The organism is Deltaproteobacteria bacterium, assembly GCA_020848745.1.
GTDB lineage: Bacteria > Desulfobacterota > Binatia > UTPRO1 > UTPRO1 > UTPRO1.
Genome location: JADLHM010000024.1, coordinates 1 through 26,194 on the forward strand (window position 1 = coordinate 1; position 26,194 = coordinate 26,194).

Annotated in this window: 18 protein-coding genes; 11 read left to right on the forward strand and 7 right to left on the reverse strand. The window is 71.4% G+C overall.

What is annotated here, in order from left to right:
* The 4 genes from nifJ to IT293_03325 form a co-directional block, all read left to right on the forward strand.
* Positions 1-3,120 (forward strand): pyruvate:ferredoxin (flavodoxin) oxidoreductase (gene nifJ / locus IT293_03310; GenBank protein ID MCC6763667.1); only part of this gene is annotated, 3,120 nt, incomplete at its 5' end.
* Positions 3,117-4,121, forward strand: a complete 1,005-nt coding sequence (locus IT293_03315) for a dihydroorotate dehydrogenase-like protein (GenBank protein MCC6763668.1) — start codon at positions 3,117-3,119, stop codon at positions 4,119-4,121. The genes nifJ and IT293_03315, both read left to right, overlap by 4 nt.
* 8 nt (positions 4,122-4,129) lie before the next feature.
* On the forward strand, positions 4,130-5,578 hold the full coding sequence (locus tag IT293_03320) for a PAS domain S-box protein (GenBank protein ID MCC6763669.1): 1,449 nt from the start codon (positions 4,130-4,132) through the stop codon (positions 5,576-5,578).
* 921 nt (positions 5,579-6,499) lie between these two features.
* The gene (locus IT293_03325) at positions 6,500-9,364 is read left to right on the forward strand and encodes a PQQ-dependent sugar dehydrogenase (protein MCC6763670.1); all 2,865 of its coding nucleotides are present in this window, start codon (positions 6,500-6,502) and stop codon (positions 9,362-9,364) included.
* A 10-nt stretch (positions 9,365-9,374) separates the two neighbouring features.
* Here the strand turns inward: IT293_03325 and gap are convergent, their stop codons facing one another.
* The 3 genes from gap to tgt form a co-directional block, all read right to left on the reverse strand.
* Entirely contained in the window at positions 9,375-10,421 is a 1,047-nt protein-coding gene (gene gap / locus IT293_03330; protein ID MCC6763671.1) for a type I glyceraldehyde-3-phosphate dehydrogenase, read from the reverse strand.
* Positions 10,422-10,527: 106 nt separating this feature from the next.
* Positions 10,528-11,973, reverse strand: coding sequence for a wax ester/triacylglycerol synthase family O-acyltransferase (locus tag IT293_03335; GenBank protein MCC6763672.1), 1,446 nt, complete (start codon positions 11,971-11,973; stop codon positions 10,528-10,530).
* 88 nt (positions 11,974-12,061) lie between these two features.
* A complete protein-coding gene (gene tgt, locus IT293_03340) occupies positions 12,062-14,143 on the reverse strand; it encodes a tRNA guanosine(34) transglycosylase Tgt (GenBank protein MCC6763673.1) in 2,082 nt (693 codons plus the stop codon).
* Between the two features lie 284 nt (positions 14,144-14,427).
* Between tgt and IT293_03345 the strand changes: the two genes are divergently transcribed.
* Positions 14,428-15,222, forward strand: coding sequence for a hypothetical protein (locus IT293_03345; protein ID MCC6763674.1), 795 nt, complete (start codon positions 14,428-14,430; stop codon positions 15,220-15,222).
* A 43-nt stretch (positions 15,223-15,265) separates the two neighbouring features.
* Positions 15,266-15,847, forward strand: coding sequence for a hypothetical protein (locus tag IT293_03350; GenBank protein MCC6763675.1), 582 nt, complete (start codon positions 15,266-15,268; stop codon positions 15,845-15,847).
* Here the strand turns inward: IT293_03350 and IT293_03355 are convergent.
* Complete coding sequence (locus IT293_03355) at positions 15,844-16,275, reverse strand: nuclear transport factor 2 family protein (protein MCC6763676.1); 432 nt, start codon at positions 16,273-16,275, stop codon at positions 15,844-15,846. The two genes, IT293_03350 and IT293_03355, sit on opposite strands and share 4 nt — an antisense overlap.
* Complete coding sequence (locus tag IT293_03360) at positions 16,272-17,273, reverse strand: hypothetical protein (protein MCC6763677.1); 1,002 nt, start codon at positions 17,271-17,273, stop codon at positions 16,272-16,274. The genes IT293_03355 and IT293_03360 overlap by 4 nt, the downstream gene beginning before the upstream one ends.
* A 111-nt stretch (positions 17,274-17,384) precedes the next feature.
* Between IT293_03360 and efp the strand changes: the two genes are divergently transcribed.
* Entirely contained in the window at positions 17,385-17,954 is a 570-nt protein-coding gene (gene efp, locus IT293_03365; GenBank protein MCC6763678.1) for an elongation factor P, read from the forward strand.
* Between the two features lie 76 nt (positions 17,955-18,030).
* On the forward strand, positions 18,031-18,543 hold the full coding sequence (locus IT293_03370) for an N-acetyltransferase (protein ID MCC6763679.1): 513 nt from the start codon (positions 18,031-18,033) through the stop codon (positions 18,541-18,543).
* 7 nt (positions 18,544-18,550) lie between these two features.
* Here IT293_03370 and IT293_03375 read toward each other — a convergent pair whose 3' ends face one another.
* On the reverse strand, positions 18,551-19,177 hold the full coding sequence (locus IT293_03375) for an alpha/beta fold hydrolase (protein ID MCC6763680.1): 627 nt from the start codon (positions 19,175-19,177) through the stop codon (positions 18,551-18,553).
* Between the two features lie 39 nt (positions 19,178-19,216).
* The gene (locus IT293_03380; GenBank protein ID MCC6763681.1) at positions 19,217-21,508 is read right to left on the reverse strand and encodes a hypothetical protein; all 2,292 of its coding nucleotides are present in this window, start codon (positions 21,506-21,508) and stop codon (positions 19,217-19,219) included.
* A 290-nt stretch (positions 21,509-21,798) separates the two neighbouring features.
* Here IT293_03380 and IT293_03385 point away from each other — a divergent pair, with 290 nt between their 5' ends.
* The 3 genes from IT293_03385 to IT293_03395 form a co-directional block, all read left to right on the forward strand.
* The gene (locus IT293_03385; protein ID MCC6763682.1) at positions 21,799-22,491 is read left to right on the forward strand and encodes a class I SAM-dependent methyltransferase; all 693 of its coding nucleotides are present in this window, start codon (positions 21,799-21,801) and stop codon (positions 22,489-22,491) included.
* 92 nt (positions 22,492-22,583) lie between these two features.
* Positions 22,584-24,917: a DNA topoisomerase IV subunit A gene (locus IT293_03390; GenBank protein MCC6763683.1), complete on the forward strand. Its 2,334-nt coding sequence runs from the start codon at positions 22,584-22,586 to the stop codon at positions 24,915-24,917.
* Between the two features lie 2 nt (positions 24,918-24,919).
* A partial coding sequence (locus IT293_03395) for an ATP-binding protein (protein MCC6763684.1) occupies positions 24,920-26,194 on the forward strand: 1,275 nt, incomplete at its 3' end.

Here is a 26,194-nt window from a genome sequence, read left to right on the forward strand (position 1 = left end):
CAGGAGGCGATGGACCTGGCGCTGGTCGCGCACGCGGCGACGCTCGAGGCGCGCATCCCGTTCCTGCACTTCTTCGACGGCTTTCGCACTTCGCACGAGGTCGCGAAGATCGCCGCGCTCGGCGTCGGCGACGTGCGCGCCATGCTCGACGACGCGCGGGTGCGCGAGCACCGCGCCCGGGCGCTCTCGCCCGACCATCCGGTGATCCGCGGCACGGCCCAGAACCCCGACGTCTTCTTCCAGAGCCGCGAGACCGTGAATCCGTACTACCTCGCCTGCCCGACGATCGTGGAGCAGGCGATGGAGCGCCTCGCGGGCCTGACGGGCCGGCGCTACGGGCTCTTCGACTACGCCGGGGCGCCGGACGCGGAGCGCGTCGTCGTATTGATGGGCTCGGGGACGGGTGCCGTCGAGGAGGTCGTCGAGCGCCTCGTTCGCGAGGGCGAAAAAGTCGGCATGATCAAGGCGCGGCTCTATCGCCCGTTCTCTGGCGCGCACCTCCTCGCGGCGCTGCCGCCGTCGGTGCGCGCCGTCGCCGTCCTCGACCGCACCAAGGAGCCGGGGAGCCAGGGAGAGCCGCTCTATCTCGACGTCGCGGTGGCGCTCGCGGAGGGCGGGTGCCGGGCGCGCGTCGTCGGCGGACGTTACGGGCTCTCGTCGAAGGAGTTCACCCCCGGTATGGTGAAAGCCGTCTTCGACGAGCTCCGCCGCGACGAGCCGCGCAACCACTTCGTCGTCGGCATCCACGACGACGTGACCCACGCGAGCCTCGCCTGGGATCCGGAGTACGCGACCGAAGATCCCGAGACGGTGCGTGCCGTCTTCTACGGGCTCGGCTCGGACGGCACCGTCGGCGCCAACAAGACCGCGATCAAGATCATCGGCGACGAGACCGCGAGCCACGCGCAGGGCTACTTCGTCTACGACTCGAAGAAATCGGGCTCGACGACCATCTCGCACCTCCGCTTTGGGCCCCGACCGATCCGCTCGACCTACCTGGTGCGGCGCGCGAGCTTCGTCGCCTGCCACCAGTTCTCGCTGCTCGACCGCTTGCCGGTGCTGGAGTTCGCCGACGAGGGCGCGACCTTCCTCCTGAACTCGCCCTTCGGACCGGATCGGGTCTGGGACCGGCTGCCGCGCGATCTCCAGGAGACCGTCGTCGCCCGCAAGCTCCGCGTCTTCGTGATCGACGGCTACCGCGTGGCGCGCGAGGCCGGCATGGGCGGCCGCATCAACACCGTCATGCAGACCTGCTTCTTCGCACTCGCCGGCGTCCTGCCGCGCGAGGAGGCCATCGCCGCCATCAAGCGCGGCATCGCGAAGGCGTACGGGCGGCGCGGCGAGGCGGTGGTCCGGAAGAACTGCGCGGCCGTCGACATGACGCTCGCCGAGCTGCACGAGGTCGCCGTCCCCGCCGCCGCGTCGAGCGCGGTCGCGCGGCGCGCGGCGGTGCCCACCGAGGCCCCGGCGTTCGTGCGCGACGTCACCGCGCGCATCATCGCGGGGAGGGGCGACGACGTTCCCGTGAGCGCGCTGCCGGTCGACGGCACCTATCCGACGGGCACCGCCCAGTGGGAGAAGCGCGCGCTCGCGACCGAGGTGCCGGTGTGGGACGAGGATATCTGCATCCAGTGCGGGAAGTGCGTGCTCATCTGTCCGCACGCGGTCATCCGCGCCAAGGTCTACGAGCCCGCCGCGCTCGCCGCGGCGCCGCCGGCCTGGAAGTCGCACCCGGCGCGCTGGAAGGGCGACTTCGCGAGCGACCGCTACACGCTCCAGGTTTCGCCCGACGACTGCACGGGCTGCGCGCTCTGCGTCGAGATCTGCCCGGTCAAGAACAAGAGCGAGACGCGGCTGCGCGCCATCAACATGCGGCCGGTCGCGCCCATCCGCGAGGCCGAGCAAGAGAACTGGCGCTTCTTCCTCGGTCTCGACGACCCGGCGCGCGCGGCGCTCCACCCGAGCCAGGTGAAGGACGTGCAGCTCATGACGCCGCTCATCGAGTTCTCGGGCGCGTGCTCGGGCTGCGGCGAGACTCCCTACTTGAAGCTCATGAGCCAGCTCTTCGGCGATCGCACGCTGATCGCCAACGCGACCGGCTGCTCATCGATCTACGGCGGCAACCTGCCGACCACGCCGTGGACGACCAATCGCGACGGACGCGGCCCAGCGTGGTCGAACTCGCTCTTCGAGGACAACGCCGAGTTCGGGCTCGGCATGCGGCTCGCCCGCGACAAGCAGGGCGAGTACGCGCGCGAGCTGCTCGCGCGCCTAGGGCCGATCGTCGGCGACGACCTCGTCGCCGCGCTCGCGAACGCCGACCAGTCGGACGAGGCCGGGATCGCGGCGCAGCGGGCGCGCGTCGCCATGCTCCGCGAGCGCCTGCGCGGCGTCGACGGCAACGACGCCCGCGACCTCGCGAGCGTGGCGGAGAGTCTCGTGCGCGCCGACGTGTGGATCGTCGGCGGCGACGGCTGGGCTTACGACATCGGCTACGGCGGGCTCGATCACGTGCTCGCGTCGGGACGGAACGTGAACGTGCTCGTCCTCGACACCGAGGTCTACTCGAACACCGGCGGACAGATGTCGAAGGCGACGCCGCGCGGCGCGGTTGCGAAGTTCGCGGCGGGCGGGAAGCCGCTCCCGAAGAAGGATCTCGGGCTCCTCATGATGACCTACGGCCACGTTTACGTGGCCTCGGTCGCGATGGGCGCCGACGACACGCAGTGCCTGAAGGCGTTCCGTGAGGCCGAGGCGTACGACGGGCCGTCGCTCGTGATCGCGTACAGCCATTGCATCGCGCACGGCTACGACATGGTGCACGCGCTCGATCAGCAGAAGGCGATCGTCGCCTCCGGAGCCTGGCCGCTCTACCGCTACGACCCGCGTCGCGCGGCGGCCGGCAAGAACCCGCTCCAGCTCGACGCGAAGCCGCCGTCGCTGACGTTCAAGCAGTACGCCTACAACGAGACGCGCTACACCATGCTGGCGCACGCCGACCCCGAGGCGGCGCGGCGCGCGTTGACGCTCGCGGAGGAGGACGTCCGCCGACGCTGGAGCCTCTATCACCAGCTCGCGGCCGTCGCCTGCGACGCCGGCGCGGCGGAGGGCGCCACGTGATCGACCTCGGGACGACGTATCTCGGCCACGCGCTGCGCTCGCCGCTCGTGATGTCGGCGGGGCCGCTCGGCGAGCACGTCGACACGATCCGCGCCGCCGAGGACGCCGGCGTCGGCGCCGTCGTGCTGCCCTCGCTCTTCGAGGAGCAGATCGACATCGAGACCCACGATCTCGATCACCACCTTACGCACGGCACCGAGAGCTACGCGGAGGCTCTGAGCTATTTCCCGGAGGTCGGCGCGTATCGGATCGGGCCCGACGCCTATCTCGACCACGTCGCGCGCGTGAAGGCGGCGGTCGACGTGCCGGTGATCGGCAGCTTGAACGGCGTGTCGTCCGGGGGCTGGGTGCAGTATGCCCGCTTGATCGAGGAGGCCGGCGCCGACGCGCTCGAGCTGAACGTCTATTTCATCCCGACGGACCCGGACCTCGACGGCGCCGCCGTCGAGCGCATGTACGCGGAGCTCGTGCGCGACGTGCGGGCCGCCGTCGGCATCCCGGTCGCGGTGAAGCTCGGACCGTTCTTCAGCGCCATGGCGCACGTCGCGCGCCGCCTCGTCGCCGCCGGGGCGAACGGCCTCGTGCTCTTCAACCGCTTCTACCAGCCCGACCTCGACGTCGAGCGCCTGGAGGTCACCCCCAACCTGCAGCTCAGCACGCCGGACGAGCTCCGCCTCCGGCTCCGTTGGGTGGCGATCCTGCGCGGGCGGGTCGACGCGGACCTCGCCGTCACCGGCGGCGTGCACGACGCGATCGACGTGCTGAAGTCGATGATGGCGGGCGCCTCGGCCGCGATGATGACGTCGGCGTTGCTGCTGCACGGCGTCGGGCATCTCGCCGCCGTGCGGGACGCGCTCGTGCGGTGGATGGAGGAGCACGAGTACGCGTCGATCCGCCAGATGCAGGGCAGCATGAGCCAGCGCGCCGTCGCCGAGCCCGCGGCGTTCGAGCGCGCCAACTACCTGCACGTTCTCCGTTCCTACGCGCTGCGCGCCCGGTGAGCCCGCCCATGTCGACGCCCGCGCAAGTACCCTCGCTCTCGATTCTCGACGCGATCTTCCGCGGCCTTTCCGATGCCATGGTGGTGGTCGACGTCGCGGGTCGGATCGTTCTCGCCAATCCGGCCGTCGCGCGCCTCTTCGGATACACGGAGGCGGAGCTGGTCGGGTCGGAAGTCGATGCCCTGGTCCCGGAGGCGCAGCGCGGTCGGCACGCCGCCGACCGCGACGCGTTCCGGCGCTCGGCGGCGATCCGCGGATCCATGAGCGCCGGCCGCCAGCTGCGCGCGCTTCGCAAGGACGGCCGCCTCGTCCCGGTCGACATCAGCCTCTCGACGATCGTCCTCGCGGAGGGCACGTTCGTGATCGCGATCGCGCGCGACGTCAACGTCTACCATCGCTTCCTCGAGGCCTGCCCGATCGCGATCTTCGTCGCGGAGCGCGAGCGCGTCAGCTACGCCAACCCGGCCGCGCTTGAGCTCGTGGGGATCGAACCGCACGGCCGGCTTCCGTCGCCCCGGCTCGCCGACCTGATCCACCCCGACGATCGCGCCGCGATGGCCGCGTGGCTCGCCGGCGCGGACGACGCGACGGAGACCTTGCGCCCGGCGATGGAGGAGCGCGTGCTGCGCGCCGACGGCGAGGTGCGTGTCGTCGAAACGACGAGCGTCGTCGTGCCGAACAGCCGCGAGCCGACGGTGCTGGTCGCCATGCGCGACGTGACCGAACGGCGCGACTCCGCGGAGGGCCTGCGCGCGTTCGAGCTGGCGCTACAGCAGCAACAGCGTTTCGCCGACATCGGCGCCGTCACGACCAAGATCGTCCACGACATCGCGAATCCGGTCGCGGGCCTCATCATGGGGACGCAGCGCGTCCTGCAGATGCTCGACCGCCTACCCGAGGACGTCGGCGGCCCGATCAAGCCGGGCGTCGACCGCGTGCTCGCGACGGCGCGCCACCTCGACATCCTCCTGCACGAGTTTCGGGAGTTCGTGCGTCACCAGCGGCTCGAGCTCGCGAATGTGCCGGTGCGCAAGTTTCTCGTCGACCTCGCCCGGGCGTGGATGGGGGAGGCGACGGGTCGCGGCGTCACGCTCGCGGTCGAGTCCGCGCGCGGCCTCGAGATGCGCGCCGACGCGCTCAAGCTCCGCCGCGCCTTCGACAACCTCGTGAAGAACGCGCTCGAGGCGATCGAGCGCGGCCCGGGAGAGATCCGCCTCGCCGCCGCCGAGGACGGCTCCGGCAAGGTGCGCATCGTCGTGCGCGACACCGGACCGGGAGTGCCGAGCGGCATGGATCCGTTCGTGCTCTTCGAGACGAGCAAGGTCGACGGCACGGGGCTTGGCCTGCCGTCGGTGCGGCAGATCGTCGAGGCGCATGGGGGTTCGGTGTCGCTCGCCACGGCGCCGGGCGAGCGCGGCGCGGCATTCGAAGTCGTGCTGCCGTGCGCGCGGCGTTGACGGCAGCGCGGCGTGCGGCCATGCGAGATGCGCCGGCGCTCGGCGTGCGCGCGGCGACCCGTACGGCGAATGCGGAGCCATCGAAGCGCGTGACGGAGGCGCCGGCCGCGTCGCCGATCGGATGACGCAAATGCGTCGCTCCGATCGTTTGCGCATGCGCAGCTGCGCAGGCGCGCGCCGCGCGGACGACGCTTCGCGTCCGGTGCGCGTGGCACCGGCGTTGCTTTCGGGGGTGTGCGCTTCCGGAGGTGGGGGAGGGCGCTCGTGGTCACGTGCGCCCTGGCAGGCATGTGGTCGCGCGTTGCGCATTCGCAAGAGGGACCGGCCGTCGACGCCGCGCTCGCGCGTTGTCAGGGCGTGATCGCGAGCGCCGCGGTCGGCATGGGGCGGCAGCGCGCCCTGCAGACACAGCGCTGCGCCGCCAGCGCATTCCGCTGTCGTCAGCTGCGACCCGACGACGCAAGCTGTGGCGGCCGCGCCGGCAAGGCATGCGCGGCCGCGAGGGCGGCGGCCGCCCAGGATGAGGCGCGGATGGCGTCGGTCGTCGGGCGCGCCTGCGCCGACGTCGCCGACCGCGTGCTGCCGTCGAGCGGGCTCGGCTTCGCGGAGACCGCGCCCGCGTGCGAGGAGCACGGCGTCGCCCTCGCCGACGACGCGGCGGTCGGCACGTGCATCGCGCGCCGCGACGCCTGCGGCGGCGCGCGCGTCGTGGCGCTCCTGCTGCCGCGCGCCGGGGAGCTGCTGCGTGTCCTCGGCGTCGCGGGCGCCGACGCGTGCCTCGTCGACCACGGCGGCACCGGCGCGCACGTCGCCGAGCCGCGGCGGGTCGGGCGGCCGCTCGATCGTTGCCTCGCTACGGCGCTCCGCGACGGCGGCCGCGGCGTCGCCGCGCGCACGAAGGCGTTCACGAGCTGCGCCTCGATGCTGTTCGACTGCGCGGCGCGCGATGCCGGGGCGCGACCGGCATGCACGGCGAGCGCGGCGAAGGCCTGCCGGACCCGGCTCGCACGCCCGGTGCTCGTGACCGACGCGCTCGCGCGGCTCTGCGGCGAGCCGGCCGTGAAGCTCGCCGATCTCGCCGCCGATGCGGGCGGCGGCATCGCGGCGCTCGCGGACGCCTGCGCGCAGGTGGGGGTGCCGTCGCTCGGGAGCGTGGACCGGTGGCTCGCGTGTCTCGACCGCCGCCTCGCATGCGAAGCGGCCGATGCCGCGGCGCGCCGCGTGCCGCGCGCCGCGGAGCTGTTCGCGGCTGCCGGGCTCGGGTTCAGGCCGCCGCACTGTCCGGCGCCGGCGCCGAGCGCGACGCCGACCCCTACCCCGCCCGCGACGGTCACGCCGACCGAGCGCGCGACCGCGGCCTCGCCGAGCACGACCGTGACCCGCACACCCACCGTGACGGTGACCCCGACCCGCACGGTCGCGCCGACCGCTGCGTCCACGGCGACCCGCACCGCGACCGCGTCGCCGTCGCCGGCCCGCACGACGACGCCGGCCACGACCACGACTCGCACGCCGACGTCCACGCGTACTGCCACGTCGACCGCGACCCGCACGCTCACGCCGACGCCCACCCGGACGGTCACCGGCACCCGGACCGCCACGCCGAGCGCGACCGCCACGCCGACCGCCACGCCGACACCCCTCGCGACCACCACGCCGAGCGGCGTCTGCGACACGGACCCGGCTCCGTACGGTCTCACGAGCCGCGTGCCCGCCACGCGCTGCCGGCTCGACGGCGATCCCGACGCGACCCCGCCGCTCGAGATCGAGCGTGTCTTCGGCGCGATCGCCTTCGCGAGCCCGGTTCAGCTGACGCACGCGCCGGACGGCACCGACCGCGTCTTCGTGGTCGAGCAGGGCGGGCGTATCCGCGTCTTCCCCAACGGCACGCCGGCGAGCGCCACCGACTTCCTCGTGCTGAGCGGCATCAGTACCGGAGGCGAGGAGGGCCTCCTCGGCCTCGCGTTCCACCCGGACTACGCCGCCAACGGCTACTTCTACGTCTATTACTCGGCAGCGAGCCCGCGGCGCTCGGTGATCGCGCGGTATCGCGTGAGCGCCGATCCGAACGCCGCCGACGCGACGAGCGGTCGCGTCGTCATGGAGATCGCGCAGCCGTACTCGAACCACAACGGCGGGCAGCTGGCGTTCGGCCCCGACGGCCATCTCTACGTCGCGCTCGGCGACGGCGGCAGCGCCGGCGATCCCGGGAACCGCGCCCAGAACATGAACGAGCTCCTCGGCAAGATCCTGCGGATCGACGTCGATCGCACCGATCCCGGCCTCGGCTACGCCGTCCCGCCCGACAATCCCTTCGTCGGCCAGAGCGGCGCGCGCGGCGAGATCTGGGCGGTGGGCCTTCGCAACCCGTGGCGCATGAGCTTCGACCGCCTCACCCACGCGCTCTGGGCGGGCGACGTTGGCCAGGGGAACTGGGAGGAGGTCGACCTGATCGAGCGCGGCCGGAACTACGGCTGGCGCCGCAAGGAGGGGAACGCCTGCTACAACCCGAGCACGGGGTGCGATACGGGGGCGTTCACTGCGCCGCTCGCGGTCTACTCGCACAGCGACGGCTGCTCCGTGACCGGCGGCTACGTGTACCGCGGCAGCCGCTTGCCGGAGCTCTACGGCGCGTACGTCTACGGCGACTACTGCAGCGGCAAGATCTGGGCGCTCCGCTACGACGGCGCGATCGCGAGCACCACGATGATCGCGGACACGACGCTCAGCATCTCGAGCTTCGGCGAGGATCGCGACGGGGAGCTCTACGTGGTGAGCCTCGGCGGCTCGATCAACCGGCTACGCCGGCCGACGGGCGCCCTGCCGGGGGACTTCCCGCGCACCCTCTCCGCGACCGGCTGCTTCACCGACGTCCCGAACCGCGTGCCCGCTCCCGAGCTCGTGCCCTACGACGTGCGCGCGCCGCTCTGGTCGGATGGGGCGGCGAAGCGCCGCTTCCTCGTCGTGCCCGACGGCACGACGATCGGCTTTCGCACGAGCGGCGCGTGGGACATGCCGCTCGGAACGATCCTCGTGAAGGAGTTCGTGTACGAGACCGACCGCGGCGACCCGGCCTCGACGCGCGCGCTCGAGACGCGCTTCCTCGTGCGGCGGGCGAGCGGCTGGCGCGGCTTCTCGTACCAGTGGAACGAGGCCCAGACGGAGGCCTACCTCCTCGACAACGGCACGGTCGTCACCTTCCCCGTGAGCGACCCGCAGAGCGGCGCGAGCGAGCACACGCACGTCTTTCCGAGCCGGAGCGACTGCGTCCGGTGCCACACGGCGGCGGCGGGCGGCACCCTCGGCCTCCAGACCCGGCAGATGAACCGGGCGCGCGACTACGGCGGCGTCATCGACGAGCAGTTGCGCGCTCTCGAGCACGCCGGCTTCTTCGGCGGCTGCTTGCCGGCGCGTCCCGATGCGCTGCCGGCGCTCGCCGATCCCGCCGACGCCGGCGCCCCGCTCGACGCGCGGGCGCGCAGCTGGCTGCAGGCGAATTGCGCGCACTGCCACCTCCCGGGCGGACCGGCGCCGACGACGATCGATCTCCGCGCCGAGGTTCCGTTCGCCGCGATGAACGTCTGCGCGGCGATCCCCCAGCACGGCGATCTCGGGGTCGCGGGGGCGCGCATCGTGGCACCCGGGCGGCCGGAGGACTCGGTCCTTTGGCTGCGCGCCGCCATGCGCGGGGCCGACCAGATGCCGCCGCTCGGGACCCTCGTGCCCGATCCGGTCGGCGACGCCGCGCTCGCGGCGTGGATCGACGGCCTCGGCGGCTGCCCGTGAGGTGATCGCGCTAGAGCTTCGCCGCGATCACCTTCAGGAGGTCGATGCAGCGGTTACTGTAGCCCCACTCGTTGTCGTACCAGGACACGAGCTTGAAGAAGCGGCTGTTGAGCTCGATGCCGGCACCCGCGTCGAAGATCGACGAGTAGTTGCTGTGGATGAAATCCGAGGAGACGACCTCCTCGTCGGTGTAGCCGAGGATGCCCTTCAGGTAGGTTTCGGAAGCCCGCTTCATGGCGGCGCAGATGTCCTTGTAGGACGTGTCCTTGCTGGTGCGGACGGTGAGATCGACGACCGAGACGGTCGGCACCGGCACCCGGAACGCCATGCCGGTGAGCTTGCCCTTCACCTCGGGGCAGACGAGCGCGACGGCCCTGGCGGCGCCGGTCGTCGACGGGATGATGTTCTGCGCCGCCGTGCGGCCGCCCTTCCAGTCCTTCTTCGAGGGACCGTCGACCGTCTTCTGCGTGGCCGTGTAGGCGTGCACGGTCGTCATGAGGCCTTCGTCGATGCCGAAGCCCTCCTTGAGGAGGACATGGACGACCGGGGCCAGACAGTTCGTCGTGCACGAGGCGTTCGAGACGACGTGGTGTTTGGCCGGGTCGTATTTCGCGTCGTTGACGCCCATCACGACGGTCAGGTCCTCGCCCTTCCCCGGCGCCGAGATAACGACCTTCTTCGCGCCCGCGGTGAGGTGGCCCTTGGCCTTCTCGGCCTCGGTGAAGAGGCCCGTCGACTCGATCACGAGCTGCACGCCGAGCTTCGCCCACGGGAGCTCCGCCGGGGTCTTCGCGCTCACGACGGCGATGTCGTGGCCGTTCACCACGAGCACGTCGTCTTCCGCCTTGTCGGCGGCGGACTTCTTCGAGGCGACGGTGCCGTCGAAGCGGCCCTGGATCGAGTCGTACTTCAGCAGATAGGCGAGGTTGTCGGCCGGGACGACGTCGCCGACGGCGACGACCTCGAAGGTCTTCCCGAGCAAGCCCTGCTCGCAGAGCGCCCGGAACACCAGACGGCCGATGCGGCCGAAACCATTGATCGCGATCTTTACTGCCATGGGTCCTCCCGAAAGCTCACGAAATCACAGCCGAACGACATATCGTCAACGCGACCCGGGTGCACCTGCCATTCTGCGGCGCCCACGTCCAGTGCCGTCAACGTCCTCAAATGTGGGCCACTCTGGGGTCCGCTTGCTCGGCGGGCGCCCGCGCCGTGAGCACCGCGAGCTCGCGCTCCACGGACTCGACCAGATCGTGCAGGTCCGGCAGCGCATCCCAGTCGGCGTTGAAGCCCCAATGGAGCTTCCCCGCGTAGCTGAAGAGGGCGATGCCGAGGGCCTGGTTCGCGAAGAGCGGCACCAGGGGATGGGCGGCGAGCATGCGCGCGCCGTGCATGTAGACGGGAACCGGGGGGCCCGGGACGTTGGTCACGACGACGTTGAATGGGCGGGCGAGAGCCGTCAGGTTCGCGAACTGCACCATCAGCGTCGGGAACGTGGCGTCGCTGAACGATTCGATGAGCTGGGTGCCGGCGGCCTGCTTCGAGCGCTTCACGCGCATCGTCTCGGCGACCGTGAGGCGCAGGCGCTCCACCGGGTCGCGCTCTTCGAGCGGGAGCCGCACGACGATCATCGCGACACGGTTCCCGACCTCGTCGCGGCTCTTCGCGTCGCGCACGTTCACCGGCACCATGACGCGGAAGTCGAGGGAGCTCGGGTCGAGCCCGCGGCGGTGGAGGAAGGTGCGGAGCGCGCCCGCGAGCACCGTGAGCACGATGTCGTTCACCGTTCCGCCGTGCCGCGCGCGGACGGCCTTCAACGCGCCCATGTCCGCGATGGTCCAGTCGAAGCGGCGATGCGGCCCGATCGGCACGTTCAACGGCGTCGGCGACGCCGGGCGGAACCCGGCGCCGAGCGAGGCGCCGAGCGCCGTCGCCATGTCGCGTGCGCCGCCGAGCGCGCTCGCCGGCCGCACGGTCGCGAGTGCCGCCGCCGCGAGGGCCTTCGCCGGCGTCACGACGCGATGCACCAGCTCCGCCGCGACGAGCTCGAGCGGAGACGGCTCGGGACGCGGAATCCAGCGCGGCGGCGGGTCGATGGCGGCCGGGCGATCGGGCGTCGGGCGCATGAGCGCACCGGTCAGCTGTACGCTGCCGACGCCGTCGATCATGCAGTGGTGCACCTTCGTGACGATCGCGAACCGGTCGTCGGGCAGCCCCTCGACGACCCACATCTCCCAGAGCGGCCTGCCGCGATCGAGCTCCTGCGACATCAAGCGCGCCGCGAGGCGCTTGAGCTGCCGGTCGTCGCCCGGGAGCGGCAGGTGCGTGTGCCGGACGTGGTAGCTCAGGTTGAAGTGCGGATCGTCGACCCATACCGGCTGGTCGAAGACCGGCGTCCGCCGCAAGCGCTGGCGGTAGCGCGGAACCCGGTGGAGCTCGGACTCCATGAGGGTCCGGATCGCCTCGATGTCGACCCCGCCGGCGAGCGTCCCGAACGGCCCCTTCTCGAAGATCGCGACCGAGCCGATGTGCATGTGGCTTACGCCGTCCTCGATGCCGAGAAAGCTGTTGTCGAGGGCGGACAGGCGCTCGAAGTGCGAGTACGTCATCTCCCGGTTCCAGGAGAGCAATAAGCGCGCCCGCCGCGCGCCGCCGGAAAACCCGAGGCGGGCCGCCGCCCGGGGCGGCCGGCCGTTCTCAGCCCTGCGACTCCCGCGCGGGGCCGGCCTCCGAGGCCTGCGAAACGCCCGCCGCGCCGTCCGGGGGGCGGAACTGCGCCGCCCCCTCGATGCGCCCGGCGAGCGCGGCGCGCGCGGCGTCCGGGACGTCGGGCGGGAACCTGGCATCGCTCCGGCGCCACTGGTCGAGCCATTCGGGTCCGAGGAGCGTCCGTCCCCGGGCCTCCGCGCGGCGGGCGGCCGCGGGCGTCAGCGCGAGGGTCGTTTCCGGGCGCCGTCCGGTCGGCACGCCCCGTCCGACGACGAAGCCGGCCCCGAGCATGGCGCTCCGCACGACCGTCGAGGCCGAGTAGGTGAAGAGCTCGGTGTCGTGCTCGGCGCACTCGGTGAACACCTGCGCGAAGCATTCGAGCGTCCACATCGGCCCGTCGGTCTTCACGGAGAAGGGGTCCCAGAAGATCACGTCCGGCGTCGGTGCCGACCCGAGGCGCTCGCGGAAGTCGCCTTCGAGGAGCGTCCAGAGCATCGCCGCGTCCTCCGCGCGCCATTCGCCGAAGCGCAGCACGTGGTTCGGCGCGGGATGGTGGAGGTGCGGGAACCGCACCGCGTGCCGGAGCGCCAGGCGGAGCGACGCGACGTCGTGCTCGAAGCTCACCAGATGGAGCGGACGGCCGACGGCGGGATGCGCGCTCTCGAAGGCGCGGAGCGCCGCCATCGCGTTGTGCGCGGCGCCCATGCCGACGTCCCAGACGACGAGCGGCGTCGCGGTCCGCTCCTGGATGCGCGCGGCGAGGCGCGCCTGCTCGACGTAGAGCCCGTGCGCCTCGACGGCCGGATCGATGCCGCCGTGCATGAGCTCGCCCGACGCGCGATGGAGAATGCTCGCGTGGCCCGCGGGCGACTCGTGGACGGCGAAGCGTTCGAGGTCGCGCTCGTTGCGGCCGCGGCGCCGGCGCGGCGTCGGCACCGGCGGATTGTCCTCGTCGGCGCGCGCCAGCACGAAGCGCTGCTCGTCGCGCCATGCGGCGAAGGTGTCGGCGACGACGTGCGCGCGCATGCGCCGCATGAGGTCGTGATAGAAGCGGATGTTGTGCTTGGCGAGGAGCTGCCATCCGAGGGCCTCGCTCGTCTTGACGAGATGGTGCACGTAGGCGCGCGAGTAGTCGGCGCAGGTCGGGCACTCGCATGCGGCGTCGACGGACTCCTCGGCGAGCTTGTAGACGCCGCGATAGAGGTTCAGTCGCCCCGTGGAGGTGAAGGCCACGCCCTGTCGGGCGAGCACCGAGGGGATCGTGCAGTCGAACATGTCGACGCCGCGCTCCACGGCCTCGAGCAGGTCGAGCGGGGTGCCGACCCCCATGAGGTAGCGCGGCAGGTCGCGCGGCAGCAGCGCCGCCGCGAACGCCGTGAATCGTTCGCGATCCGCCTTGCCTTCGCCGACCGCGAGGCCGCCGATCGCGAAGCCGTCGAACGGGAGGCGGGTGAGATGCTCCGCGCTCGCGCGGCGGAGGTCCTCGAAGCACGCGCCCTGAACGATGCCGAAGAGCGCCTGCGGAGCCTCGCCGCGCGCCGCGAGGCTCCGCGCCGCCCAGCGATGGGTGCGATGCATGGCGGCCGCCGCGGTGTCGTGATCGGACGTCGAGGGCACGCACACGTCCATCGCCATCATGATGTCGCTGCCGATCGCGAGCTGCGCCTCGATGCTGCGCTCGGGGCTCAAGACGACGCGCGTGCCGTCGACGTAGCTGCGGAACACGGCGCCGTCCTCCGTGATCACGCGATCGTTCGGGAGCGAGAAGACCTGATAACCGCCCGAGTCGGTGAGCACCGAGCGGCGCCAGTTCATGAAGCGGTGGACGCCGCCGAAGCGGCGGAATACGTCGAGTCCGGGCCGCAGCAGCAAGTGGTAGGCGTTGGCGAGGAGCACGTGTGAGCCCGCGGCCTCGAGCTCCTCCACCGTGAGCCCCTTCACGGTCGCCTGCGTACCGACGGGCATGAAGAGCGGCGTTTCGACTTCGCCGTGCAGGGTCCGCAAACGGCACGCGCGCGCGCGCGAATCGGCGGCGGTCGCCTCGATCCGGAAGTGCAGGCGTGACGTCATGGCGGAGCCGTTGCCTCTGTCACGTCGGGCGCGCGCTCGCCAGCCGGTCGGACGCCGCATCCGAAGGTCGGAACCTCCGGCCGCAAAGTCCGGGGCGCCGGCGCGTCCTCGTTGAACGCGCCGGCGCTCCTCTCCGCGCCGAACCCTTCCCGCGCTGCGCTCCACTCGCGCGCGGGGCGGCGGGATGTCTCGTCCGTCGCTCCACTACGACCGGACGCCACCGTGACTAAACAATAGTTGTTTGCTTGTCAAGCAAGAATAGATTGGTGTACGGTCGCCGGGTCATGCAACGGCGGAGTACCGCGCCCAAGGGCATCAAGGATCTCTTCTACGAGACCCGTGTCCTCAGCGGCCGCGAGTATACCGTCACCCGCTTCGCGAGAGAGGTCCTCGGCGGCGCCGTCGACCCCGTGATGCTCGGCTACATCGAGAAGGGAAAGCGCTTTCCGAACGAGGCCTTGGTGCGACGCCTGGCGGCCGTCCGGAACGAGCCCGTGGCGCCGCTCCTGGCCGTGCTCTACCGCGATCGCATGCTGTACGCCTTCGGACGCGAGCTCGGTCGCGCCCTGCACGACCCGGCGGCGGTCGAGGGCGTCGCCGACGCCGACCTGGCCGTCCAGGTGAGCCGCGCGATCGCGGCGCTCCCCGACGACGGCGCCTGGATCACGGCCGCCAAGTGGCGGACGGCGATCTCCGTCGCGGTCCGCGACAAGTCGAAGGCGAGCGACGTTTCGAAGGTCACCGATCTCCTCAAGGAGCGCGGGCTGGTCGAGACGGCGAAGGGCAAGGTGCGGCGGAAGTCCCGGCACTTCGTCGCGACGACGCTCGAAGAGCGGCGCGCGCTGGCAATGGAGTTCACCGCGATCTACACCAAGGCGCTGCTCGACAAGGTGAGCCTGCCCGAGCGCGCGGCGTCGACCCATCTGCGCAATCACTATCTGCACATCGAGCGGGAGCGGCTTCCCGAGTTCTACCAGCGGCTCGAGAAGGCGGCGCGCGCGTTGGCCGAGGAGTTCGCGGCGGACGCCGGCGCCGGAACGGAGTTCCTGAACGTCTTGATCGTCGGGACGCCGGTCTGACGGAGCGAGGATGAACAGCGAAACGCCACGAGTACGACACGTCTTGATCGCCGCGACGCTGTCCGTCGCCCTGGCCGCAGTCTGCGGCTGCGGCGGCAGCGGCTCGAGCGGCTTCGACGCCGTCGCGAGCGAGGCGACCACCATCCAGCACGTCATCGACTCGGGCGACTGCACGACGCTCGACCGGCAGACCTTCTGCGCCTCGGGTGTCGAGGCGCCGGGCCCGTTCGCCGGCGCTCTGGTGAAGATCGCGGCGCCCGAGGACGCGCCGCTCGTGTGCGAGGGCACGCCGATCTCCGAGAAGTGTACGGCGCCCCTGGCCTTCACGACCGAGGGGTTCGACCACCCGACCAGCCTGCTCGCGGCGGTCGCGGAGAGCGAGGAAGGACCGTGGCGGCTCGCCGCGGTGACCGTCGAGAACCAGGGCGGCGGCGCCGGCCGCGCGGTGTCGATCGCCGTTCCGGCGCGCACCGATACGAACGAGCCGACGCCGCTCATCGCCGCGGTGCTCGTCTACCAGGGGACGCCGCCGGCGAACCTGCCGCCGCTTGCCGCGCGCCTCGCGGACTTCGACGTCGACCTCGTCTACGTGAGCCAGCGCCTCGAGATCGTCGTCCCGCGTTAGGGGGTTTCCTTCGCCCAGCCAGCGGCGAGCGGCACGAAGAAGCGCAGCGTGATCTTGCGCGTCCGGAACCGCCAGCCCGCCGGCGTGCGGACGTAGCGGTCGTCGTACCAGCCGGCGCCGATCATGCTCGTGCCGTCGACCTCGGCCCGGAGGTCGACGTAGCAGGTGCCGCTCGCGGCGTCCCCCGCGAGGTCGACGACGTGCTGCTGCACGAACGGCAGAAACGTCGATCCGCTCCGCAGCATCTCCCGGAAGCCCGCGTCGAGCGCGGCGCGGCCGCGGATCGGCGGGCGCGTGCCCGGGTCCATCTCGCCGTCCTCCGCGAAGAGGCCGGCGAGCATCTCGACCTGGTTCTGCCAGACGTAGTGGGCGTAGCGGCGCGCGAGGTCGCGGATCGCCTCGAGGTCGGCGAGATCGGCGGCGCTCATTGCGCGAGGTGGTCCAGATACTCGGCGAGGCCGTAGCCGACGCGATCGCCCCAGCGCCATTCGGTCATGCCCTCGGCGATGCGCGTGACCTTGCCGTCGCGGCGGTTGCGGAGCGGGATCATCGACAGCACCTTGCCGGTGATCTCGATCACCTCGCCGCCCTTGGTGGTCGCGCGCACCCGGATGCGGTCGTGCAGCCGCTGCTCGCCGGCGTACTCGGTCGCGACCTCGGTGCGCACGATCGCCTCGTTGTCGCGGCCCTTGCGGAACACGTAGCCGGCGTGGATCTCGCGCCCGTCGCGTTGCACGATGAGGCTCGGCACGGCGCCGAGATCCTCCCCGAAGCTCATCGTGAGCCAGCGGTAGGACTCCGGCGCCTGCCAGTAACGCGGCCCCCACGAGTGGTCGCGGATGCCGGGCGCGTCGAGCGTGAACCGCTCGTCGCCGATCACGAGCGTCCCGACCGCCTTGCCGTGCTGTTCGAGGTGGCCCTTGGCGAACTCCTGGCCGGCCTTCTCGGTGCGGACGCCGACCCAGCGATCGCCCTCGCGCCGGCGCGGCTCGCCGCCGTACACCGGCGAGAGGCCGAGCCAGCGCGCGTCGAGATCGACCGGCACGAACGGGTTTGCGGCGAAGGCGGCCCGCGGATCCGCCATCTCGAGCGGGTGCGTCAGCATGCAGGCGCGGCCGCGATAGGTCACGCGGTGCTCGACGAACGGCTCCCGCACCTCGAAGCGGAGCCCGCCCGCGTCGTGCGCGGCGTTCGAGTCGATCTCGGGCCGCTCGAACATGAACGCGACCCGGCCGTCGGGGAGGTAGAAGCACGTCGTCATCTCGGCGTGGCCTTCGTTCGGACGGTTGCCGAGCCGCACGAAGCCGCCGACCCGCTGGCGCGGGTCGAAGAAGTTGTAGTACGCGCTCTCGTTGAAGTTCGCCTCGCCGCTGTTCTCGTGCATGAGGTCGTCGGTCGGGAGGACGACCAGCTCGACGTCGGCCATGGCGACTCCCTACGCGATGGCCGCGCTCGCGTGCAACCTCGGGTCGCGACCCCGGGTCGCACGCGAGCGAGCAAGCTCGCCGCCGAGCGGACCGCGTGCTAAGCGGGCGCGATGATCTCCACCAGCGATTTCAAGCGGCACCTCCGCATCCAGATCGACGGCGAGCCGTACGTGATCCTCGACGTCCACGTGCAGTCGCCCTCGGCGCGCGGCGCGAGCTCGCTCTCGAAGATCAAGGTGCGGAACCTCAAGACCGGGCAGGTCTTCGACAAGACCTTCCGCGGCGGTGACAAGGTCGCGGAGCCGAACGTCGAGCTCCGGCCGATCCAGTTCCTCTACCGCGACGACGATGGCTTCCACTTCATGGACACCCAGTCGTACGAACAGTTCGCGCTCACGACGGACGACCTCGGGGACCTCGGCGGCTATCTGAAGGACGGCATGAGTAGCATCCGGTCGGTGCTGTTCAACGACAAGGTGATCTCGATCGAGATCCCGAACACGGTCGTGCTCGAGGTCGTCGATACCGCGCCGGCGGTGAAGGGCGCGACGGCTCAGGCGCAAACGAAACCGGCGACGCTCGAGACCGGGATCGTGATCCAGGTGCCGTCGTATCTCGAGGCGGGGGAGATGGTGCAGGTCGATACGCGCGAGGCGCGCTTCATCGCGCGCGCGAAGTAGCGGGCGCCCGCCGCTGGCAAAGGGTTTCCGGACGCTGCTAGTTACGGCGGATGCGCGTGCGCGGCGGAGGGCGTCGATGACGATCGCGTCAGCGCGCGTGCGGGCCGAGGCGCCCGCCGACGCCGACGCCGTGCGCGAGGTCGTGACCCGCGCTTTCGGGCGTACGGACGAAGCGCGTCTCGTCGACGCGCTCCGCGCCGCCGGCAAGGCGACGATCGCGCTCGTCGGTGAGCGCGGAGGTCGAGTGGCCGGGTACGTGGCCTTCAGCCCGGTGACGCTCGACGGCGCGCCGCTCGGTCTCGGGCTCGCGCCGCTCGCGGTTGCGCCGGAGGCGCAGCGGGCGGGCATCGGCGCCGCGCTCGTACGCGCCGGTCTCGACGCCTGCCGCACCGCCCGCGTGGACGTGGTCGTCGTGCTCGGGAGCCCCGTGTACTACGGCCGCTTCGGCTTCGTCGCCGCCGAGGGCCGCGATCTCCGCTCCGAGTACGACGTCCCGCCCGGCGTGTTCCAGGCGCTCGAGCTCCGGCCGGGAACGCTCGGGGGGCGCGCCGGGGTCGTCCGCTACGCCGAGGAGTTCGCCGGCTTCTGAGGGGGCGTCAGGCGGAGGTGGTCCGCACGAGGTCGACGACGCGCGCGGCCAGCGCGTCGAGCTGCGCGCCGAAGAAATGGTCGGCGCCGGGAACGAGCGCCAGCGTGCTCGCCGGCGCGAAGCGCTCGCGAGCGGACTCCAACGCGGCGAGCGGGCAGAACTGGTCGCGGTCGCCGGTCACGAACGCGAGCGGCACCGCGCAGCCGGCGAGGAAGTCGAGGCCGATCATTCGGACGGGCGGCGCGACGGCGACGACCGCGCTCGTCCCGTCCGGCTCGGCGGCGCCGGCGCGGAGCGCCATCACCGAGCCGAAGGAGTAGCCGGCGAGCGACACGCGCCCTCCGTCGAGACGCCCCCGCAGCAGCACCGCCGCCGCGCGCACGTCGTCGACCTCGCCGCGGCCGTCGTCGTAGGCGCCGCCGCTCGACCCGACGCCGCGAAAGTCGAAGCGCAGCGTCGCGAACCCTGCGGCCCCGAGCGCGCGCGTGAGCGCGCGCACGAGGTCGTTCTCCATGCTGCCGCCGAACTGCGGGTGGGGATGACAGACCACCACGCCGCCTGCCGCGTCGGACGGCACGGCGAGGCGTCCGTCGAGCGTGACGTCACCCACCGTGATGCGAACGCTCTCCTCCATCGGCGTCGGTGGTACGCGCGACGGGCGCCTACCGCAAGCCTATTCGTAGAGAGTCGACGACGGCACGCACACCTCGCGGAGCCCTCGCAACTCGCCCGTGAGCGTGCTCATCGGAGTAGTGATCGTCATGCGGGTCGCCGCCTCTCCACGGGTCGCGTGGCGCCGTGAGCGATAGCAGACCTGCAGGCGCCCGGCCTCCTCGTCGATGCAGAGCCGGATGGGGCCCGCGAGGACGAGCCGCTCCTCGCCCTTCGTCGTCGGTATCGTCACCCGGTGGCGGCGCATGCCGTCGCCGGCGCGCACCGGATAGCAGAGATGGGGCGCGCCCGCGCCGTCCGCGTCGACGCCCGCGCCGGGCGGCGCCGGCTCGACGAGCGCGGGCGCCTGCGCGAGCTCGGGCCGCGCGACGAACACCGTCGTCTCGCCGAAGACGTTGCTGATCCGAAGCGATGCCTCCGGCGCTGGGTCGAAGCGCTCGGAACGGAGGGCGTGACGCGTGAGTGCCGGCTCGCCCGGCTGGTCGGTCGCGTCGCTCGTGACGGCGGGGATGCAGAGCGCGCGCGGCGTGCGGACGTCGCCGACGAGCTCGCCGAAGCGATCGACGACGTGGACGGTGGTGCTGTGCCCCCGCTCGGTCCGCGTGGCGCCGAGGCGATGACAGCGATACGCCTCCACGAGCGCGATCGGAGCGTGCGTGTCGTCCGGCGTCGGAGTCGCGCCGGGCGCCGGCGTGGCTTCGCCTTCGCCCACCGACCCGCTTCCCCGCGGCGGATCCACCGTCAGGAGGAAACTTCCGGTCGCGCCGTCCGCGCCGTCGACGACGATGACATACGTCTGGTCCGCCGCCACCGCGAGGCTCAAGCGCGAGCCCTTGGCCTTGCCGCCGACCGAGGTTCTGCACCCGTTGTCGTCGTCGTTGCAGGCGAGCTCGGCACCGCCGAGGCAGCCGCCCTTGCGCACGTACAGCACGGTGTCGAACGTCGTGGCGGTGGCGCTGCAGGTCGAGATCGTCGCGATGCCGGAGACCCGCGGCGTCCAATGGTAGACGCGCTCCGCCGCCGCCGAGGTCGCGGCGCAGGAGCCGGCGACGTCGCTGCCCGGCATTCCCGTCGTCGTTCCGGTGAAGGTGCCACCGCCGGCCGGGATCTGCGCGGCGGCCGCGCACGCGCCGGTCGGTGTCGGAATCGGCGTTGCCGTGATGGCGGGCCTCGGGGTCGCGGTGAAGGTCGCGGTCCACGTCGGGGTCGGTGTCGGCACACCGGTGGGAGTCGCCGTCCGGGTGGCGGTCGATGCTGGCGTCTGCGCCGCGGTCCGCGTCGGGGTCGCGGTACTCGCGGCGCTCGCGTGCGTCGCGGTCCTGACCGGTGTCGTGGTCGCGACCGGCGTCACGGTGCGTGCCGGCGTCGCCGTCGCCGGCGCCGGCGGGATCACACGCAGCGTGAAGGCGCCGCTCGCCGCTCCGAATCCGTCGACGACGATGAAGTACGTCTCGCCCGCGGTGACCCACGGCGCGATGCGCGAGCCGTGGTACGTGCTCGGCTCGGCCGTCGCGCAGCTCCCGGAGTCGTCGTTGCAGCCGACCTCGGTGCCGCGGCAGGTGCGGCGGCGGACGTACAACACGGTGTCGAACGCGGTTCCGGTGGCGCCGCAGGTTTCGAAGGTGGCGAGCCCGGACACCGACGGTGTCCAGCGGAAGACCTTCTCCGGCGCGTTCGACGCCTTGACGCACGAGCCGTCGAGTGTCCCGGTGCCCGAGGTGACGCTCGTGACGGTGCCGCCGGCCGGGGCGATCACGACGGGCGCGGCGCACGTGCCGCTCGTCGCCGGGGGATCGTTCGGGTCGAGCGAATTGGTGCCGGCCGCGACCTCGGTGCCGTCGCCGATTCCGTCCCCGTCGGTGTCGGGTCGCAGGCGATCGGTCTCCGTCGCGTCGGTCACCATGTCGAGGTCGCGATCCTCCGCGGCGTCCGTGAGGCCGTCGTCGTCGGAATCGAGGAGGCCGGCGATCGCCGCGTAGGCGAGTGTCATCTCGTTCGACGGCACGCTCTCGGTCGCGCCGACATAGCTCGTCAGCCGGAAGGAATGGTTGCCGCTGTCGGCGAGCCCCTCCTCGACGTGCGTGATCATGCCGTTCGCCTCGGCGGACGGATTGCCGAGATCGATCGCCGAACTCCACGCGCCGGTCGTCCGCACGTAGAGGCGATAGCCGCTCACGTCGGGCACCGCGCGCCACCGCAGGCGCACGCTGAACGCGGACGCCTCGTGCGGCACGAGGGCTAGCACGCACGCCACGACGAGCGCCGCGCTGATGAGACTCCATCGGAACGACATTTTGGGACGGGAAGCGCCGTGGAACGACCCGGACGGCGTGCGCTCTGTTGCACAGCGTATGCCAGAGAGAACGCCGTAGCGACAGGGGTTCCCTCGTTGCACTTCCGCTCGACCCCGAGGTACTGCATGCACCGCTGCCGCTTCGGACCCCTCGCACCTTCACGGGGGGAAAAGCTCCGGACTGCGCAAACGCTGTGATGTCGGCCATGCACTCATCGCTGACGGATCGCGCGGTGGAAATCATGGCGGACGCCGGTCACGGTTGGCTCCGCCGCCGCCGCTCGCTAACCATGGGGACCTCCGGATGGAACGCCCACGGCAGACGCTCGAGCGCGAGCACCCGATTCCGCCCCGTGCCTGACCGCGAGCTCGACGCCGGCGAGCTCCGCCGCATCAGCACGGCGACGCTCGCGCATTACGACGGCAGCGCCGATTCGTTCTGGCAGGCCACGCGCGACCACGACGTGCGCCAGAACATCGAGGCGCTGCTGCGCCATCTCCCCCCGGGACGGCGGCGCGTCCTCGACTTCGGCTGCGGTCCCGGCCGCGACCTCGCCGCGTTCACCGCGCTCGGCCATGACGCCGTCGGGCTCGACGGCGCGCGCAACTTCGTCGCGATGGCGCGGCGGTTCAGCGGCTGCGAGGTTCTACACCAGGATTTCCTGGCGCTCGCGCTCGCGCCCGAGTCGTTCGACGGCGTGTTCGCCAACGCGTCGTTCTTCCACGTGCCGGCGCAGGAGATGCCGCGCGTCCTCGGCGCGCTGCGCACCGCGCTCCGTCCCGGCGGCGTCTTCTTCGCGTCGAACCCGCACGGCGCGAACGAGGAAGGTTGGAACCGCGGCCGGTACGGCTCCTACCTCGATGCGCCGACGTGGCGTCGCGTCGTGATGGCGGCGGGCTTCACGGAGCTCGAGCACTACTACCGTCCGGCGGGCCTGCCGCGCGCGCAGCAGCCGTGGCTCGCGACGGTGTGGCGCCGCTAGCGGCGCTCGTCGCCGCGAAATCCGCTCGCCTTCTCGCGACGGGCTGCTAGTATGCGCGCCGATCTTCGCCGGGTGGGGTAGTGGAGGGCAGCATGGGTCCAGCCGTAGCACCAGCGATCGACGCCGATCTCAAGGAAGCCGCCGAGGAGCGCTACCTCAACTACGCGCTCTCGGTCATCACCTCGCGCGCGCTTCCCGACGTGCGCGACGGCCTCAAGCCCGTCCAGCGCCGCATTCTCTATTCGATGTACCAGAACCTGCGCCTCACGGCCGGAGCGCGGCCCCGCAAGTCCGCCGCGATCGTCGGCGACGTCCTCGGCAAGTTCCACCCGCACGGCGATGTCGCGGCGTACGAGGCGATGGTGCGCATGGCGCAGGACTTCGCGCTTCGCTACCCGCTGGTCCAGGGCGAAGGGAACTTCGGCTCGCTCGACGGCGACGGCGCGGCGGCGATGCGCTACACCGAGGCCCGCCTCACCGCGCTCGCCGAGGAGATGCTCGACGACCTCGGGTCGGACACGGTCCCCTTCCGTGCCAACTACGACTCGACGCTCGACGAGCCGATCGTCCTGCCCTCGGCGATCCCGCAGCTCCTGATGAACGGCTCGACCGGCATCGCGGTCGGCATGGCGACGAACGTCCCGCCGCACAACCTGAAGGAGATCGTCGCGGCTTTGGTGGCGCTGATCGACGACCCGAAGCTCGCGGTGAAGGATCTCGTGAAGCTCGTGAAGGGTCCCGACTTCCCGACCGGCGGCGAGATCCTGAACAGCAAGAAGGAGCTCCGCGACATCTACGAGAGCGGCCAGGGCGCCGTTCGCCTCCGCGGCGAGTACAAGGTCGAGACCGGCGCGCGCGGCAAGAAGAACGTCGTCGTCACGTCGATTCCCTACACGGTCAACAAGTCGACGCTCGTCGAGGAGATCGCGGCCGAGATCGTGGCGCGGAAGCTACCGCTCATCGTCGACGTGCGCGACGAGTCAACGACCGACGTGCGCGTCGTACTGGAGCTCAAGCCCGAGGCCTCGCCCGAGGCCGCGATGGCGTATCTCTACAAGCACACCGCCCTCCAGACGAACTTCAACGTCAACCTCACGTGCCTGAAGCCGACGACGAATCCCGCGGTCGGCCAGCCGGCGCGCGTCACGCTCCGCGATCTCTGCCGGGAGTTCCTCGACTTCCGGATGATCGTCGTGACGCGGCGGCTCGAGCACGAGAAGCGGAAGCTCCTCGAGCGTCTCCACATCCTGGAGGCGCTCGCCAAGATCTACGACGATCTCGACGCCGCGATCCGCATCATCCGGCGGTCGGAGTCGCGCGCCGACGCCGCCGAGAAGCTCATGAAGCACTTCGACCTGGACCAGATCCAGGCCGACGCCGTCCTCGAGATCCGGCTCTACCAGCTCGCCAAGCTCGAGATCGAGAAGATCCGCGCCGAGATGGCGGAGAAGAAGAAGCGCCTGAAGGAGATCGAGGCGCTGCTGGCGAAGCCGAAGGAGCGCTGGAAGCTGATCCGCGCCGACCTCCAGCGCATCGACGAGAAATACGGCGACAAGCGGCGCACGACCTTCGCCGCCGGCGACGAGCTCGAGTACGACCCCGAGGCCTACGTCGTGCACGAGGACGCGACCGTCGCGCTGTCGCGCGACGGTTGGCTGAAGCGCGTCCGCGAGGTGAAGGACCCTTCTTCTACCAGGTTGCGCGAAGGCGACGCGCTCTTCGCCTTGTTTCCCGGATCGACGCGCGATCGCCTGGTCCTCTTCTCGACCAAGGGCACCATCTACGTGATGCGCGTCGCCGACGTGCCGGCGACGACCGGCTACGGCGAGCCCGTGCAGTCGCTGCTCAAGTTCGGCGACGGCGAGCGCGTGGTCGCGGCGCGCTTGATTCGCGACGCGGGCGCCGCGCCCGGGAAGTCCGCGGCCGGTGAAGAAGCGCCGGCGCAGGCCGCGCTCCCCGGCATCATCGAGCTGACCGAAGAGGTGCTGACGGTGCTCGTCGCGACGGCCAAGGGCTACGGCTTCCGCGCCGTCCCCGACGTGACCGAAACGACCCGCGCCGGCCGGAAGCTCGCGCGGGTCGGCGAGGGGGACGAGATCGTGAGCGTCGACGCCGTGCACGGGCCGGTCTGCGTCGTCGCGACGGCCGCCGGCAAGATGGTGCGCTTCGCGCTCGACGACGTGCCCGAGCTCGCCGGCCCCGGGCGCGGCGTCATCCTGATGAAGCCCGACAAGGGCGCCGACAAGATCGTCGGCGCGCTCGCGCTCGGGAAGAAGGACGCGTTCGTCGCGGTCACGCCCGACGGCGGCGAGCGCGAGATCGCGGTAGGCGAGGTGCCGGCCGGCAAGCGCGCGCAGAAGGGCCAGAAGGTCGTGAAGCGCGGCGGGGTCGCGGCCCTGAAGCACGTCGAGGCGGAGGAGAAGTAAGCATGGCGGCGACCTACACGGCCAAGGACATTCTCGTTCTCGAAGGGCTCGAGCCCGTCCGGCGCCGGCCGGGCATGTACATCGGCGGCGTCGACGCGGCTGGCCTCCATCACTTGATATGGGAGATCGTCGACAACTCGGTCGACGAGGCCATGAACGGCCACGCCGACAAGATCACCGTGACGCTGCACAAGGACGGCTCGTCGATCACCGTCGGCGACAACGGCCGCGGCATTCCGGTCGACAAGCACGCGCAGTACAAGAAGCCGGCGCTCGAGCTGATCCTCACGACGCTGCACGCCGGCGGCAAGTTCGAGGCGAAGAACTACTTCCACTCGGGCGGTCTGCACGGCGTCGGCGCCTCGGTCGTGACGGCTTTGTCGGAGCAGCTCGTCGCGACCGTCAAGCGCGAGGGCGCCGAGTGGCAGCAGAAGTTCGCCCGCGGAGTCGCGACCGGGCCGCTGAAGAAGCTCGGGCCCGCGCGCGGCACCGGCACCACCATCTATTTCAAACCCGACGCCAAGATCTTCCCGTCGATCAAGTTCGATCCGAAGCGCATCGCCGAAGTCCTCGAGGCGAAGGCCTACCTCCACAGCGGCCTCACCATCGATCTCAGCGACGAGACGAGCGGCACGAAGCAGAGCTTCCACTTCGACGAGGGTCTCAAGACCTATCTCGGCAAGATCATCGGCGACGCCGGCAAGGTGCCGCTCGCCGGCGAGGTCTTCACCATCCAGAAGACGCAGGACGATCTGCACCTCGACTGCGCGCTCGCCTGGACCGACGAGCCGTCCGAGAAGGTGCTGTCGTTCGTGAACAGCATCCCGACGGGCTCGGGCGGGGCGCACGAGAACGGCTTGAAGAGCGGCCTCGTGAAGGCCGTCCGCAACTACTTGACCGTCCACAACCTCCTGCCGCGCGGCGTGCAGATCACCGCCGAGGACGCGCGCGAGGGCATCGTCGCCGTCCTCTCGATCAAGATCCCGCAGCCGCAGTTCCAGGGCCAGACCAAGGACCGCTTGAACAATGCCGAGGTCACCCCCGTCATCGACGGCATCGTCCGCACCGCCGTCGAGAACGCCCTGAACGCCAACCGCACCGCCGGCGACGCCATTGCCGCGCGCGTCATCCTGGCATCGCGCGCCCGCAGCGCCTCGCGCGCCGCCGCCGAGCAGGTCACGCGGAAGAGCGCCATCTCGCATCGCCTGAACCTCCCCGGGAAGCTCGCCGACTGCTCGTCGACCGATCCCGCCGAGTGCGAGCTCTTCATCGTCGAG